Here is a 13,440-nt window from a genome sequence, read left to right as displayed (position 1 = left end):
GTGAAGTGCAGGTGGCCTGAACTCCCTTTGGGAGTGTCCAGAAGTACTTGACCACCACAACCCATCCATGGGGGCTCGATCGGCGCATCCATGCGCCTCACGGTTCTGCACGGCCCCTACGCCCATCCACTTCAATCATTACCAGCGCCTTCTTGTCCCGCCGGGTAGCCGGGAGAAGAAGGATCAAATTCAAATTCAAATTCAAATTCAAAGACAAAAGCCGGAATTCCAGCTTTTGCTTTTGCTTTTGCCCTTGCTCCCGCCTTGGGTTTGATGCGTCCGCGCTCGCAGGAAACCGTCGAGGGGAGGCCGGGCGGGCTGCGCAGGACCGCAGGCGCCATGGGCCCGAAGCATGCCTCGGGCGGGTTGGGCAGGACGCCCAACCCCGGTCTTGCCGTGTGCGCAGGACAGCGCACACGAGCAAGGCGCCTACGAGCCTATAGGGACGTACTTGCGGCGTGTCCTGCGCGGCCCATCCGTCCTCCCAATCCCAGCGTCAGTTCGGCGCGTAATGCCTCAACCCCGCGCTTTCGTCGGATTCACCAGATTCCCGAAGAAGATCGCATTGATCAGCAACCGGTCGGTGCCATGCCAGTACTTGCGATGCGCCGGATCATCCGCAAACAGGATCACGTTGCCCTGCCCCTGCGCCGACACCAGCAGCCACGCACTGCCCGCCACGCGACTGCGGTTGCGCTCGGACAGATACCCGTTCACCCGTGGCGTGTCGTCGATCCGCACCACCGTGGAAAACCCGTTCGCGCTCGGCTGCAGGATGACCGTGTTCTCCTTGTTGATCGCCAGTTGCCGGCGCGGCACGCCGAATGCCAAAGGATGGCTGGGGTCGACGTCGGCGCTGAGGATGTTGCCGCTGACACGCTCGATCGCGGCGATATCGCGCTGGTCGCCGAAGGCGCGGCGCGCGCTGTCTCCCGAGTCCTCTTCCTTGCCCAGCTTCTCTCCGTCGGCGAGCTTCTGTTCGATCGCCCACTTTGAAGCGCTGCCATAGGTCACCAGTGACCCACCGGCCTGGATCCAGCGCTTCAATGCCGCTACGGCGGTTGCGTCGATGCCCGTGTAGGTGCCGCCGGAGAGCACGATCGTGGTGTAGCGGTCCAGCGATACCTTGCCCAGCTGCTGCGGGTCCAGCTTGCTGGCCGGCAAGCGAAGATGCTGGTCGAGCAGGAACCAGGCCGAACCGATTTCGGTGGCGGCCACGCCCTCGCCCATCACCAGCGCGACGGCGGGCTTGCGAAGTGCCTTGACGCCATCACTGCCAAGGTCGATGCCATCGCGGCTGCGGCCACTGGACAGCGCATGCACCTGCACGCCGGCTGCCCGCGCTGCGGCGGCGACCGCTTCCTGCAGCGCTGCGCCCTGCAGTGGCTGCCCGGCCACCGGTACCACGATGCTGCCACCAGCAAAGGCCACGTCACCCTGTGCGGTGCTGGCGGTGAACGGCTGGAAGGTGGCACGCGTGGACAAGCCCTTGGCCAGCAGGCCGGCCAGTGCGCGGCCCGCGTTGTAGTCGCGCCAGTCGATCACGTAGGCGAAGCCCGCTTCACCGCCGATCACTCCGCCCTGTACCGCGGGAACCTCGAGCACGCGGGCGCCGCCGTCGATGCGGCTGCGGCTGCCGGCAGAGGCCACGCCGTAGGCCGGGGCGATCGCATAGCTGGTGCTGCCGTAGAACACGTCGCCCTTGATCGGCGGGGTCTCGGCGAAGATCGAATGGACCAGCCGGAACTGCGCCTGCTGCACCGGCACCACGTAGGCGCTGCCTGCTTCGAAACGCTGGCCATCCACGGTGACGGCGCGATCCAACGCATGCACTTCAATCCTGTGCAGCAACAGCAGTTCCAGCAGGCGTCGGGTCAATGCCGGATCATGCGCATCGCCGAACACGAAGCTCTTCACCGGCTGCTGCGCGGCCTGCTTCAGCGCGCTCTGGAAGAACTGCTTCTGCAGATCGAACAGGGCGCTGCGCTCGGTCACCGCGCCGCGCACGGTGCCCAAGCCGGTGGCCACCTGGTTGCGGATGGTGAACGGGAACGTCAGCAGTCCATTCACCGATTCCTGCACGCGACCACGCGAGCTGGCCTGTTCGACGGTGACACCAACCGCGCCGTGGAAGTCGGGATAGGTCGAGCCGTACACGGGCGAGAAATTGTCGAAGTTCTCACCGGTGTAGTACAGCGAACCCAGCGCATCGAGCGCCTGGGCATGGTACTTGGCCAGGGTCTTGTTGAACTCGTACGATGCCGCCGGGATCAACGGACTATGCATGCTCTTCGGCGATGGCTCGAAGTAGTACGTGCTGTCCTTGCCCATCTCGTGGAAGTCGATCTGCACGTTCGGGTACCACTGGTGGAACTGCGCCACCTTAGGTCGCGAATCCTGCTGGGTCAGCGCCAGCCAATCGCGGTTGAGATCGGTGAAGTAGTGGTTGGTGCGGCCCTGCGGGAACGGTTCGACGTGCTCCTTGTCGGCCGGGTCGGCCGAGGCCGGATCTGACGCCCAGGCGTTGTGCCAGTTGGCGGCGCGGTCGCGGCCATCGGGATTCTGCGCCGGATCGAACAGCACCACCGCCTGCTGCAGCCACTGCTGCGTTTCCGCGCTGCGGTTGGCCACCAGGTAGTACGCGGTCAGCATCGCCGCTTCGCCGCTGGAGGTCTCGTTGCCGTGCACGCTGTAGCCCAGCCACACCACCACCGGACTGTCACCGGCAGCGCTGCGCGGCTGTGCCGGATCGACCAGGGTCGCGTGCTGCTGGCGGATCTGTTCCAGCCGCGCGTGGTTGCCGGCAGCGGTGACCGTGGCGATCAGCAGCGGACGGCCCTCATAGCTGCGGCCGATCTCGCGCACGCTGATCTTGTCCGAGTGCTTGGCCAGCTCCTGGAAGTAAGCCACCAGCTGGTCGTGGCGGGTGTAACGGCTGCCGATCGGATAGCCGAGGAACTGCTCCGGCGTGGGAATGGCCCCATCGAATGCCGCTGCATCGGTGGTCTTCGGGAAGAAATAGGCACTCTGCGCATGCACCGCAGACGGCAGCGATACGGCGGTGGCGACGGCAAGCAACAGCGGTAGAACAGCACGGCGGTGGAAGGACACGGTGACTCCCCAGAAACATGGCAACACGGCCGGCCACACGGGGTGGCCGGCCGCGGCGGGTGGATCAGAAGCGGTAATCGAAGCCCAGCGTGAAGTAGCGGCCACGCAGGTCGTACTGGCTGAAGTCGTACGGCGCGCGGATGCCCGGGAACGAGGCGTCGTACGGCGGCGTCTTGTCACCGAGGTTCTGCACCTTGGCATACACGGTCAGGTTCTCGATGCCGGTGTAGCCCAGGTACAGATCGAACTGGTTGTAGGCATCGACGCGGTTCTGCACCGCGGCGGCGGCGGTGCTGGCCTTCTGGTCGTAGCCACTGGTGTAGTACCAGGTCACCGCAGCGGTGTAGTCGCTGTACTTCCAGTCCAGTGTGGTGGTGGCCTTGTTCTTCGGCAGGGTGGCGCCGAGGTTGCTGCCGGCATAGTCCACCAACGGGCCACCGACCACGGTCGGGCGCCGGTAGTCGCGCACGTGGGTGTAGGCCGAGGTCACGGTGAAGTCACCGAAGGCGGTGGTCGGGATGCGCTGGCGCAGCTCGACGTCGATGCCCGAAGTCTTCAGCTCGCTCAGGTTCTGGTAGCGGTTGTAGACCGCCTGCAGCTTGCCACGCTCATCGCGCTGCACGGCACCGGCGACGTTGTCGTTGACCAGGGTCTGGGTGTTGTTGGTACCGACCAGGTTGTCCAGCTGGATGCGGTAGTAGTCGACGCTCAGGTTGGTGTTCGCCCACGGCGACAGCACCACGCCGAAGTTCACGCTCTTGGTACGCTCCGGCTTCAGGTCGTTGTTGCCGACGGTGAAGAAGGTCGGGTTCTGCCGCGAGCCCGGCACGTCCGGATCACGCGGGTCGACCACGCTGCCGTAGGCGATGCTGGTGCTGTTGGAGTTCTCCGACAACGACGGCGCACGGAAGCCCTTCGACGCGGACGCACGCACCAGCAGGAAATCCAGCGGCTGCCAGCGCAGGCCGAGCTTGGGCGAGAACGCGTCGCCGAAATCATCGTAATGATCGGCGCGGGCGGCGGCGGACAGCTCCAGGCTCGATGCCAGCGGCACATTGACCTCGGCATAGGCGGCGCTGACCTTGCGCTCGCCGTGCACTTCAGCAATCGCCGGGCGTACCTGCAGGCCGGCATCGATCTGCCACGGGTTGTTCGAATCGAGCTTCTCGCGGCGCCATTCGGCACCGGCAGCGAAACCGATGTCGCCGGCCCAGGTGTGGCCGAGACTGCCCGAGATCTTCGCGTCGATGCCCTGCAGCTTGGATTCGGCCGGACGCAGGGTGGCGATGTTGATCGAGTCGCGCACCGACTGCGGCGTCGCCGCCGGGTTCAGCAGGTTGTAGCTGCCGGTCGCCAGCGCATTGGCCAGCGCCCAGCGGTTGGCGAAGCCGCCGGAGACGGTTTCGCGCTCGCTGCTGCGCGCGCCGAACGCGGCCACTTCCCAGTCCCACTTCTCGGTGTTGCCACGCAGCCCGAACACACCGCGATAGGCGGTGGAGCGGTTGGTCTTGATGGTGCCGCCGAGGTCGAAGAAGGTGTATTCGATCGGAATCGCGCGGCCGTACGGGTTGTACGGATTGCCGGCAGGCAGGTTGGACGACACCGGCTCGGCCAGGCCGGTCTGCGCGTTCAGTGCGAAGCGACCGCTTTCCAGGGTGAAGAACGGGCTGCTGCCGAACCACGCAGCGCTCTTGATCTGGCTGTACAGCACTTCGCCAAACGCTTCGACGTTGTCGCCAAGGCGGAAGGTGCCGTTGGCGTAGGCCTGGTAGCGCTTGGTCGAGGGAATCAGGGTGGTGTACGGCGCCTGGTTGAAGCCGCAGGTGTCACCGGCCAGACCGTCGATCGGCGCGCTGGCCACGCGGGTGGTGCCGGTGGGGCAGTTGCCGTTGGCATCGAGCATCGGCACGGAGGTGCCATTGACCAGATAGCGTGCGCCCTTGGCCGACCAGCCGTTCCAGCGGCCGCCGGGCTGGTCGCTGTAGATGCCGCTCTTGGTCAGGTTGCGCTCGTCCTGGTCCAGTCGCTCGCGGTTGTAGGCCTGCAGGCTGAAGAGGATGTTGTAGCCGTCCTTGTCGATGTCGCCCAGACCGCCGACGAACTTCAGGTTCTGCTCGTGCAGGCCGCCCTGGTCGGCGCCACCGAAGCTGCCACCGATCTCGGCGCCTTCGAAGTTCTGCCGGGTGATGATGTTGACCACGCCGGCCACTGCATCGCTGCCGTACACCGCGGATGCACCGTCCTTGAGCACTTCGATGCGTTCGACAGCCACCAGCGGCAGCGCGTTGAGATCGACGAAGGTGTCCGACAGGCCGCCGGCCGGGAAGCCGTAGTTGGCCAGGCGCCGGCCGTTGAGCAGCACCAGCGTGTTCTTCTGCGAGAGGCCGCGCAGACCGATGCCGGCCGAGCCCGATGCCCAACCGTTGTTGGTGGTCTCGTTGCTGGCGTTGCCGGTGTTGGCCGAGATCGAGCGCAGCACATCGGCCACGGTGGCCTTGCCGGTCTGTTCCAGCTGCTGGCGGCCGATCACCTGCACGGGGTTGGAGGCTTCGGTATCGGCGCGCTTGATGTTGGAACCGGTGACGCGCACGGCAGCCAGGGTACTGGCGTCGGCGGTGGTTTCGGCGGCGGCAGACAAAGGCGCGGCCAGAGCGACGGCCAGGGCCGCCACGAGCAGGGTGTGCTGGGGCATGACGATGTGGGGGAGGTAGTGGAAGGACGAGGTAAGTTCCGCAGTAATCCATGCCTGGCCGGGCTGCGGCCAATAACATCTCTTCATACGGATATAAGAGAAAATATCATCTCTTCATCCGGATGGAAAGAATTTCTTCACGGAAGGACAACGCGGGACCGGGCTGATCGGGCGCCTGCGGCGTACAATCGCGACATGGAAATCTTCAAAGTCTTCATGCTCGAGGCGGCGCACCGCCTCCCCAACGTGCCGCCGGGGCACAAATGCGCGCGCCTGCACGGCCACTCCTTCCGGGTGGAACTGAAGGTGGAGGGCGAGCCGGGTGCGCAGACCGGCTGGATCATGGATTTCGGCGACGTGAAGGCGGCGTTCCAGCCGATCTACGACCGCCTGGACCACCACTACCTCAATGACATCCCCGGCCTGGAGAACCCGACCAGCGAGAATCTGGCGGTGTGGATCTGGAATGAGCTCAAGCCCACCCTGCCGGCATTGAGCGAGATCACGGTGCACGAAACCTGCACCTCGGGCTGCCGCTACCGCGGCCCTGCCGCCTGATCAACCCATTGATCTGAAAGGAATCAGGGCGCCGGAGACGGCGCCTTCATGATTTTTGTTGCAATGCCGCATGATCGGCGTATGCTGCATTGCATCAACGCAAATGCACGGCGGATGCGACTGGCAACAGCCACTGGCGCGACGCCCACGCTCATTGCATGGGTCCCTCCCCCCATGCAATCCGGACCCGGCAGATCCCTCCCTCTGCCGGGTCTTTTTTTGCCTGGCGTCTGGGATTCTGGAGCGCGTCTTCGTCCGGGTCTCTGCGAGCTGAAGGGCCCCGTCGGGGCAGGTAGGGGCCTGGGCAAATGTCCCCCGGTGCCGGCCGTTGGCCGCCACCTCCTCCTTTACTTTGCCCAGACCCCTACCCGCCCCGACGAGGCTCGGCTTGCGGCACGCAACACCGCGCTGGCAGCAGCCTTTCAATGAGACGCCGATAGATGTCGAACGCAGGGCGGAGGCCCTTGCGTGCGAAGTAAAGGGGGAGGTGACGGCCACAGGCCGGCGCCGGAGGACATTCGCACGTAAGGGCCTCCGCCCTGCGCCAGCAAGATTCGCTGCACCCGCAAGGATCGCTCCCGGCTAGCGCCCGCGGTTGCTATGCCAGTGCTGGTACCACGCCTGGAACATCAACACGTTCCACAGGTGCGTATGCCATTTACGCTCGCCGCGCAGGAACGCCTCCCAGATCGCGCGCACGCGCACCGCATCGAAGCAGCCCTGGTTGCGCAGCAGTTGCGGATCGAGCAGCGCTTCCGCCCAGTCACGCAGTGGGCCAGCCAGCCAGCGCGCCATCGGCGGGCCGAAACCGCGCTTGGGACGATAGACCAGCGGTGCAGGCAGATAGCGCGACAGCAGATGCTTGAGGATCCGCTTGTGCTCACCGTCGTGGTACTTCAGGTGCTGCGGCAGGCGCCAGGCCAGGCGCACCACCTCCATGTCCAGCAACGGCGAGCGCGTTTCCACGCCGGCCGCCATGCCGGCACGGTCGACCTTGGCAAGGATGCCTTCGGCCAGATCCATGCGGAAATCAAGCAGCTGGATGCGTGCTTCTGCCGGCAGTGCGGTGTCCTGCTGCTGGAAGATCGTCGCCGGCTCGCGTGCGCCCAATACCACCTGGGTCGGCTGCCGCCAGCGGGTGACACGCTGCAGGTAATGCCCCTCCACATCGTTGGCCGCCACTTCGGCCACCAGTGCCCGCCAGCCGCCAAGCCGCCCCCGCTCCACGTTCAAGCGGCTGCTGCCACGCCGCGCGAGATCACGCACCCAGTCCGGCAGGCCACCGCACAGGCGCGCATTGCGCAACGCGCGGCCGTAGCTGGGGTGGCCGAAGAACAGTTCATCGCCGCCGTCGCCGGTCAGCGCCACCGGCTTGCGCGCGCCGAGCAGCTCGCTGGCAAGCAAGGTGGGCAGCTGCGAGGCATCGGCGAACGGTTCGCACCAGACCTGCGGCAAGCGCTGCAGCAGATCCAGACCCTGCCGGCTGTCCATCCTGTGCAGGTGGTGATGCACGCCCAGATGGCGGGCGACCTGCGAGGCCCAGTCGCTCTCGTCGTGACCGGGGTCATCGAAACCCACCGTCCATGCTTCGACCGGCAACGCCGATTGCGCCTGCATCATCGCCACCACCAGCGACGAATCGGTACCACCGGACAGGAACGCACCGCAGGCCACGGGTGAATGCATGCGCGCGGCGATCGCCTGCTGCAGCACCACCTCCAGCTGGTCGGTGGCCTGCTCCAGGCTGGGCGCCGGCTGCAACGGCTCCTGCAGCGCTGATTGCATCGCATCGCGCGCGCACCAGTAGCGATGGCCTCCCTGTGTCGCCTGCGTTGATCCGCCGGCGGCATGGTCGTTGAGGTCCACGCGCAGCATCGCTCCGGCCACCAGCTTGTGGATGCCGCGATAGATGGTATGCGGCGCGGGCACATAGTCATGCCGCAGCAGCAGGCTCAATGCATCCTGGTCGATGCTGGGAGCGAACCCGGCGAAGGCCTGCAGCGCCTTCAACTCCGAAGCGAACAGGAACTGGCCCTGATACCACCCGTAATACAACGGCCGTTCGCCGACCGGGTCGCGCGCCAGCCAGAGTTCATGCGCATGGCGGTCCCAGACGCTGAACGCAAACGCGCCTTCGATGCGCGACAGCGCACGCTGCACGCCCCATTCGACGATGGCCTGCAGCAGCAGGCGTGCATCGGTGCAGCTGCGCGGCAGATCACGCAGCTGCGACTGCAGCGCCGCCCTGTTGTAGATGCGGCCATCCAGGCACAGCACGTAACGCCCACAGCTGGAACTGAGCGGCTGCAACGGCATGTCGGTCGGCGCGCGGCAATGACCAAGGGCCAGTCCTGCTTCGGCATCGGTCCAGTAACCGATGCGACCGCGGCCGCGCTGCTGCAGCGCCCGCAGCATCGGCGCGAGCTGCTGCAGCAGCTGCTCGTCGTCGGCCGGCGGCAGCCAGGCCCCGACCACGCCGCTCATCGCTGGCCTCCATGGCAATGGCAATCAAGGGAACGCACGGGGCAGGAGGCGGACGGCATGAGGGCGGCACGCGGATGGGGAGAGCTGCAATGCTCGGCCCCGCCGCGCGCCACGTCAGTCGTAGCGCTGTCAGCGACCGTCACCGCAGGCGCGCCTTGCGTAACGTTTTGTAACAACCGGATTGCTACCCTGCAGCCAAGTCATTGCCCGGCCTGAGGCCCGGCCCGTGCGCCAGCAACCCCGGCTGAATGGCGCCCGCCCCCAGGACCCGGGCGGCCCGACAGCTGGGATAGCATCGCCGCGCTCGTGCCACGGCGGTACGGAAGCGCCCCGGAGGCCTTGTAAATGCTGGATATCGTACTGGTTGAAGACGACGCTCGGCTGGGCACGATGGTCAGCGACTACCTGCAGCGCCACGGTTACCAGGTCGCCCATGAGCGCTGTGGCCAGCGCGCGATCGCCCGGATCCTGAGCGAAAAGCCGGCGCTGGTCCTGCTCGACATCGGCCTGCCGGGCCAGGATGGTTTCGAAGTGTGTCGGCAGATCCGGCCTCACTATGACGGGATCATCTGCGTGCTGAGCGCCCGTACCGACAACATCGACCAGGTGCTGGGGCTGGAACTGGGCGCCGACGACTACATCGGCAAGCCGATCGAACCGCGGGTGTTGCTGGCCCGGCTGCGCGCCCATCTGCGCCGCCACCGTCGGGTCGAGCCACGCGATGAAGCGCTGCGTTTCGGTGAACTGAGCATCGACCCGTCCACGCGCAACGTGCATCTGCAGGGCCGCCTGCTGGAACTGACCACCGCCGAATTCGACCTGCTGTTCCTGCTGGCCGGCAACGCGGGCCAGATCCTCGACCGCGATGCGCTGCTGCGCGGCCTGCGCGGCATCGCCTTCGATGGCCTGGACCGCTCGATCGATGCACGCATCTCACGCCTGCGGCGCAAGCTGGGCGACAACCCGGAACAGCCCGAGCGGATCAAGACCGTGCGCGGCCGTGGTTACCTGTTCAGCCGATCGGCATGGGGATGAAGCACCCATCGTCGGCCATGCGTGGCCACGCCTTCCACTTCCTGCGCTACGGCATCGGCTTCCTCGTCGTCCACCTTCTGCTGATCGTCGCCGGGTTGTGGGCCTGGGATGCGCTGCTGGAAGACCGCACCGAGGCCAGCCTGCAGGCGGAAATGCGCGGCCCACATGCGATGCTGCAACATCGCTTCGCTGAAACGCCGCCGGCGCAGTGGCCAGCCCTGGCACAACAGCTGGACAGCGATTTCGCCTATCCGCTGCAGCTGATGCCGCTGACCGAGGCTGCCGCGATACTGCCGGCAAAACAGCGCAAGGGCTTGCTCAACGGACACGTGCAGATCGAGCTGGACAGCATGCGCAGCCTGCAGCGCGTCGGCAACAGCAGCAGTGCGCTGATCCTGGGACCGTTGGACCAGGCCCTGCCCGAGGAAGGCTGGCAGGACAGCGAAGCCTCCGGCGTGGCCATCATCCTGCTGATCCTGATGGTGGCGGTGGCGTTGCCGATGTATGTGATGGTCTACCGGCTGTGGCGGGATGTCTCGCAACTGGCGCAGACCGCGCGACGGATGCGCGATGGCCAGCTCGACAGCCGTGCGCCGCGCGCCGGTACCGCGCTGGTGCGGCCGTTGGCCAAGGCGTTCAACCACATGGCCGAACAGCTGCAGTTGCTGCTGGAAAGCCAGCGCGTGCTGGCCCAGGCGGTGGCGCACGAAGTACGCACGCCGCTGGCACGGATGCGCTTCGGCCTTGCGGACCTGGAAGAAACCGGACTGGATGACGCCCAGCGCGATGCACTGTCGGGGCTGCGCATCGATGTGGACCGGCTGCAGCACCTGACCGACGCTGGCGTTGAATATGCGGCACTCGGGCGCTGCCATCAGCTCACCCGTCAGCGCCTGCAGCTGGCCGCACTGGTACGCGGGGTGGTCGACCAGTTCGCGCCATTGACGATACCGGTGCAGCTGGACCTGTCACCGGCAGGGCTGGTCAACGTCAACCGGCACATGCTGGAACTGGCGCTGCGCAACCTGCTGGGCAACGCGCTGCGCTATGCGCGCCGGCAGATCCGCATCGTCAGCACGCTCAACGAGGGATGGCTGTGCCTGCAGGTGGAGGACGACGGCCCCGGCATCGCCGTCGAACTGCGCAGCCAGGTATTGCAGCCCTACGTGCGGCTGGACCAGGCCAGCCCGGGTTTCGGGCTGGGGCTGGCACTGGTGCAGGTGGTGGCGGACAAGCATCGTGGCCACGTGGAAGTGGCCGATTCTGCGCTCGGTGGTGCCTGCATCCGGCTGCTGCTGCCGATGGAAAGCGGCGTGGCGCCGCCGGCAGAAGACGTCTAGTTCGTCTCCGCATCCGCGCGTGGCAAGGCGAACACGAACAGTGCACCCTGCTCGCTGTCGCGCAGCTCGATGCGCCGGCCATGCAACTGCACGATGCGCTGCACGATCAGCAGGCCGAGCCCGCCGTTTTCGCCACGCCGCGCCCCCAGTGCCGCCGGCGCCTGGAACAGTTGCCCACGCAGCGCTGTCGGCACTCCGGGGCCATCGTCCTGCACCGCCACCTGCACACTGTCGGGCAGCGCCGACAGCTGCACCTGCACGCGGCCACCGTCCGGCGCATGTCGCAGCGCGTTGTCGAGCAGGTTGGTCAGTACGCGCTCCACAAGGCCGAGATCGGCGCGTACCAGCGGCAGGCCCGGCGGGAAGTCAGCATGCAGGCGCTGCCCGCGTGCCTGCGCGGCCAGTTCGAATTTCTGCAGCACGTCCTGCAGCAGTTCCGGCAGCGCGAACACTTCCCACTCCAGCCGCACTTCGCCGTGTTCCAGCCGCGCCAGTTCGAACAGTGCACGGGCAAGACGGCCGACCTTGGCACTCTGCGCCAGCGCGATACCGAGATAGCGACGACGCTCCTGCGGCGACAGCGTGGCTTCCTTCAGCGCAAGCGTTTCCAGGTAACCGTGCAGCGAGGACAACGGCGTACGCAGGTCGTGCGAGATGTTGGCCACCAGTTCGCGGCGCTGCAGGTCCTGCTGGCGCAGCTGCTGCCACTGCTCGCCCAGCCGCTGTGCCATCTGTGCATGGGCATGTTCGAGGATCTTCAGTTCATCGCGCTCACCCGCGCGCAGCGGTACCGGCGCGGGCAGCGGCGTCGGTGCGTCGATGTCGAAGGCCTGTATGCGCCGGGTGACCTGACGCAGCGGTCGGGTCACCCAATAGAAGGCCACCAGGCCGGCAAGCAGCCCCAGCCCGCCTATCAACAGCACCGACCACAGCGTGGTGTGCCATTGACTGCCGGCGGCCAGATCATCGGCCAGCATCTGCCGGTGTTCGCCCACCAGCACCACGTACACGTAGCCGGCCTGCCGCCCCTGCACCACCAGCGGCGCGACACTGAACACCTTGCGACCATCCGTGCTGCGCGGATCGTCACCGAGGATCGGCAGCGACGCGCCGGACAGCAGGCGCCGCAGCGGTGCCACGTCCACCTGGCTGCGCATCAGGTGGCCGCTGGGCGCATCGTGGCCGAGGATGCGGCCCTGGTCGTCCAGCAGGTACACCTCGACACTGGGGTTGACCGCCATCAGCTGGCCGAACAAGGCGCGTACCGCCGCATCGCGCATGCCGCTGGTGTCCATCAGCTCACTGCGCTGTGCGATGTGCTCGGCCAACCCCAGCGACAGGCGCTGCACCACTTCCTGCTCATGCCGGGAATTGGTGCGCATCTGCCAGGCCAGCAGCGCCATGCAGCACGTCAGCATCAGCGCTGACATCACCAGCGCCAGTTTCTGCCACAGGTTCGGCTTGATCATGCTGCCGCCCCGGCCGGGTCGACCAACTTGTAGCCGCGCCCCCATACCGTCAGCAGACGCCGTGGGTTGCCCGGGTCGGTTTCGATCTTGCTGCGCAGGCGGTTGATGTGGGTGTTGACCGTGTGCTCGTAGCCATCGTGCTGATAGCCCCAGACCTGGTTGAGCAGTTCCATCCGCGCAAAGACCTGGTCCGGGTGGCGGGCGAAGAACAGCAGCAGTTCGAACTCACGCGGTGTCAGTTCCAGTGCATTGCCATCGACGGCGGCGGTGCGCGCGACCGGGTCCAGGCGCAGCCCACCGAGTTCGATCGCCCCGGCATCGATGCGCGCGTTCTGTGCCATGGCTTCAGCGCGGCGCAGCAGCGCACGCACGCGTGCCACCAGCTCCGGCATCGAGAAGGGCTTGGCCAGGTAGTCGTCCGCGCCCAGTTCCAGGCCGACGATGCGCTGGGTTTCGCTGCCGCGCGCACTGATGATGATGATCGGCACATAGCGCGCCATCGCGCGTGCACGCTGGCAGACCTGCAGGCCATCCACGCCCGGCAGCATCACATCCAGCACCAGCGCATCCCACGGGCCTTCCTGTTCGATCAGGCGCAGGCCGGCATCGCCGCTGGCGGCGTGCGCGACTTCATAGCCCTCATCACCGAGGTGCATGCGCAGCAGGTCGGCGATATGGGCATCGTCTTCAACGATCAGGACACGTTTGGCGGACATCGGCAGGTTCGGGCCAGTGGGGAGGCTGCCCGCAT

9 protein-coding genes are annotated in these 13,440 nt (G+C 66.4%); 3 read left to right on the top strand and 6 right to left on the bottom strand.

Going from position 1 to position 13,440, the window contains the following annotated elements:
- Positions 1 to 131: 131 nt before the first annotated feature.
- The 3 genes from HFK18_RS21470 to HFK18_RS21460 form a co-directional block, all read right to left on the bottom strand.
- Positions 132 to 341, bottom strand: a complete 210-nt coding sequence (locus tag HFK18_RS21470; protein ID WP_180167795.1) for a hypothetical protein — start codon at positions 339 to 341, stop codon at positions 132 to 134.
- 175 nt (positions 342 to 516) lie between these two features.
- Positions 517 to 3,111 carry a M14 family zinc carboxypeptidase gene (locus HFK18_RS21465; protein ID WP_180167794.1) on the bottom strand — a complete coding sequence of 865 codons (2,595 nt, stop codon included), beginning with the start codon at positions 3,109 to 3,111 and terminating at the stop codon, positions 517 to 519.
- A 64-nt stretch (positions 3,112 to 3,175) separates the two neighbouring features.
- Positions 3,176 to 5,803 (bottom strand): TonB-dependent receptor, encoded by a 2,628-nt coding sequence (locus HFK18_RS21460; protein ID WP_180167793.1) that lies wholly within the window; start codon positions 5,801 to 5,803, stop codon positions 3,176 to 3,178.
- 195 nt (positions 5,804 to 5,998) lie between these two features.
- Between HFK18_RS21460 and queD the strand changes: the two genes are divergently transcribed.
- Positions 5,999 to 6,361 (top strand): 6-carboxytetrahydropterin synthase QueD, encoded by a 363-nt coding sequence (gene queD / locus HFK18_RS21455; protein WP_025878441.1) that lies wholly within the window; start codon positions 5,999 to 6,001, stop codon positions 6,359 to 6,361.
- Between the two features lie 582 nt (positions 6,362 to 6,943).
- Here the strand turns inward: queD and asnB are convergent.
- Entirely contained in the window at positions 6,944 to 8,845 is a 1,902-nt protein-coding gene (gene asnB / locus HFK18_RS21450; protein WP_180167792.1) for an asparagine synthase (glutamine-hydrolyzing), read from the bottom strand.
- Positions 8,846 to 9,190: 345 nt separating this feature from the next.
- Here asnB and HFK18_RS21445 point away from each other — a divergent pair, with 345 nt between their 5' ends.
- Together HFK18_RS21445 and HFK18_RS21440 are read left to right on the top strand one after the other, a co-directional pair.
- Positions 9,191 to 9,880, top strand: coding sequence for a winged helix-turn-helix domain-containing protein (locus tag HFK18_RS21445; RefSeq protein ID WP_099821602.1), 690 nt, complete (start codon positions 9,191 to 9,193; stop codon positions 9,878 to 9,880).
- Positions 9,877 to 11,220 carry an ATP-binding protein gene (locus HFK18_RS21440; protein ID WP_100554650.1) on the top strand — a complete coding sequence of 448 codons (1,344 nt, stop codon included), beginning with the start codon at positions 9,877 to 9,879 and terminating at the stop codon, positions 11,218 to 11,220. The genes HFK18_RS21445 and HFK18_RS21440 overlap by 4 nt, the downstream gene beginning before the upstream one ends.
- On the opposite strand, the gene HFK18_RS21435 is transcribed toward HFK18_RS21440, so the two are convergent.
- Both HFK18_RS21435 and HFK18_RS21430 read right to left on the bottom strand, forming a co-directional pair.
- Entirely contained in the window at positions 11,217 to 12,689 is a 1,473-nt protein-coding gene (locus HFK18_RS21435; RefSeq protein WP_180167791.1) for a HAMP domain-containing sensor histidine kinase, read from the bottom strand. The genes HFK18_RS21440 and HFK18_RS21435 overlap by 4 nt on opposite strands.
- Positions 12,686 to 13,405 carry a response regulator transcription factor gene (locus tag HFK18_RS21430; RefSeq protein WP_025878436.1) on the bottom strand — a complete coding sequence of 240 codons (720 nt, stop codon included), beginning with the start codon at positions 13,403 to 13,405 and terminating at the stop codon, positions 12,686 to 12,688. The genes HFK18_RS21435 and HFK18_RS21430 overlap by 4 nt, the downstream gene beginning before the upstream one ends.
- Positions 13,406 to 13,440 lie beyond the last annotated feature (35 nt).

It is taken from the genome of Stenotrophomonas sp. SbOxS2 (assembly GCF_013416715.1).
Lineage (GTDB): Bacteria > Pseudomonadota > Gammaproteobacteria > Xanthomonadales > Xanthomonadaceae > Stenotrophomonas > Stenotrophomonas lactitubi.
The sequence above is the reverse complement of the archived record's forward strand: the minus strand, read 5'-3'. Positions and strand labels throughout refer to the sequence as shown.

What these genes read in the sequence shown, in the direction of transcription:
- HFK18_RS21470 (WP_180167795.1), bottom strand. Translation starts at nt 341, where the DNA reads ATGGCGCCTGCGGTCCTGCGCAGCCCGCCCGGCCTCCCCTCGACGGTT.
- HFK18_RS21460 (WP_180167793.1), bottom strand. Translation starts at nt 5,803, where the DNA reads ATGCCCCAGCACACCCTGCTCGTGGCGGCCCTGGCCGTCGCTCTGGCC.
- queD (WP_025878441.1), top strand. Translation starts at nt 5,999, where the DNA reads ATGGAAATCTTCAAAGTCTTCATGCTCGAGGCGGCGCACCGCCTCCCC.
- asnB (WP_180167792.1), bottom strand. Translation starts at nt 8,845, where the DNA reads ATGAGCGGCGTGGTCGGGGCCTGGCTGCCGCCGGCCGACGACGAGCAG.
- HFK18_RS21445 (WP_099821602.1), top strand. Translation starts at nt 9,191, where the DNA reads ATGCTGGATATCGTACTGGTTGAAGACGACGCTCGGCTGGGCACGATG.
- HFK18_RS21440 (WP_100554650.1), top strand. Translation starts at nt 9,877, where the DNA reads ATGAAGCACCCATCGTCGGCCATGCGTGGCCACGCCTTCCACTTCCTG.
- HFK18_RS21435 (WP_180167791.1), bottom strand. Translation starts at nt 12,689, where the DNA reads ATGATCAAGCCGAACCTGTGGCAGAAACTGGCGCTGGTGATGTCAGCG.
- HFK18_RS21430 (WP_025878436.1), bottom strand. Translation starts at nt 13,405, where the DNA reads ATGTCCGCCAAACGTGTCCTGATCGTTGAAGACGATGCCCATATCGCC.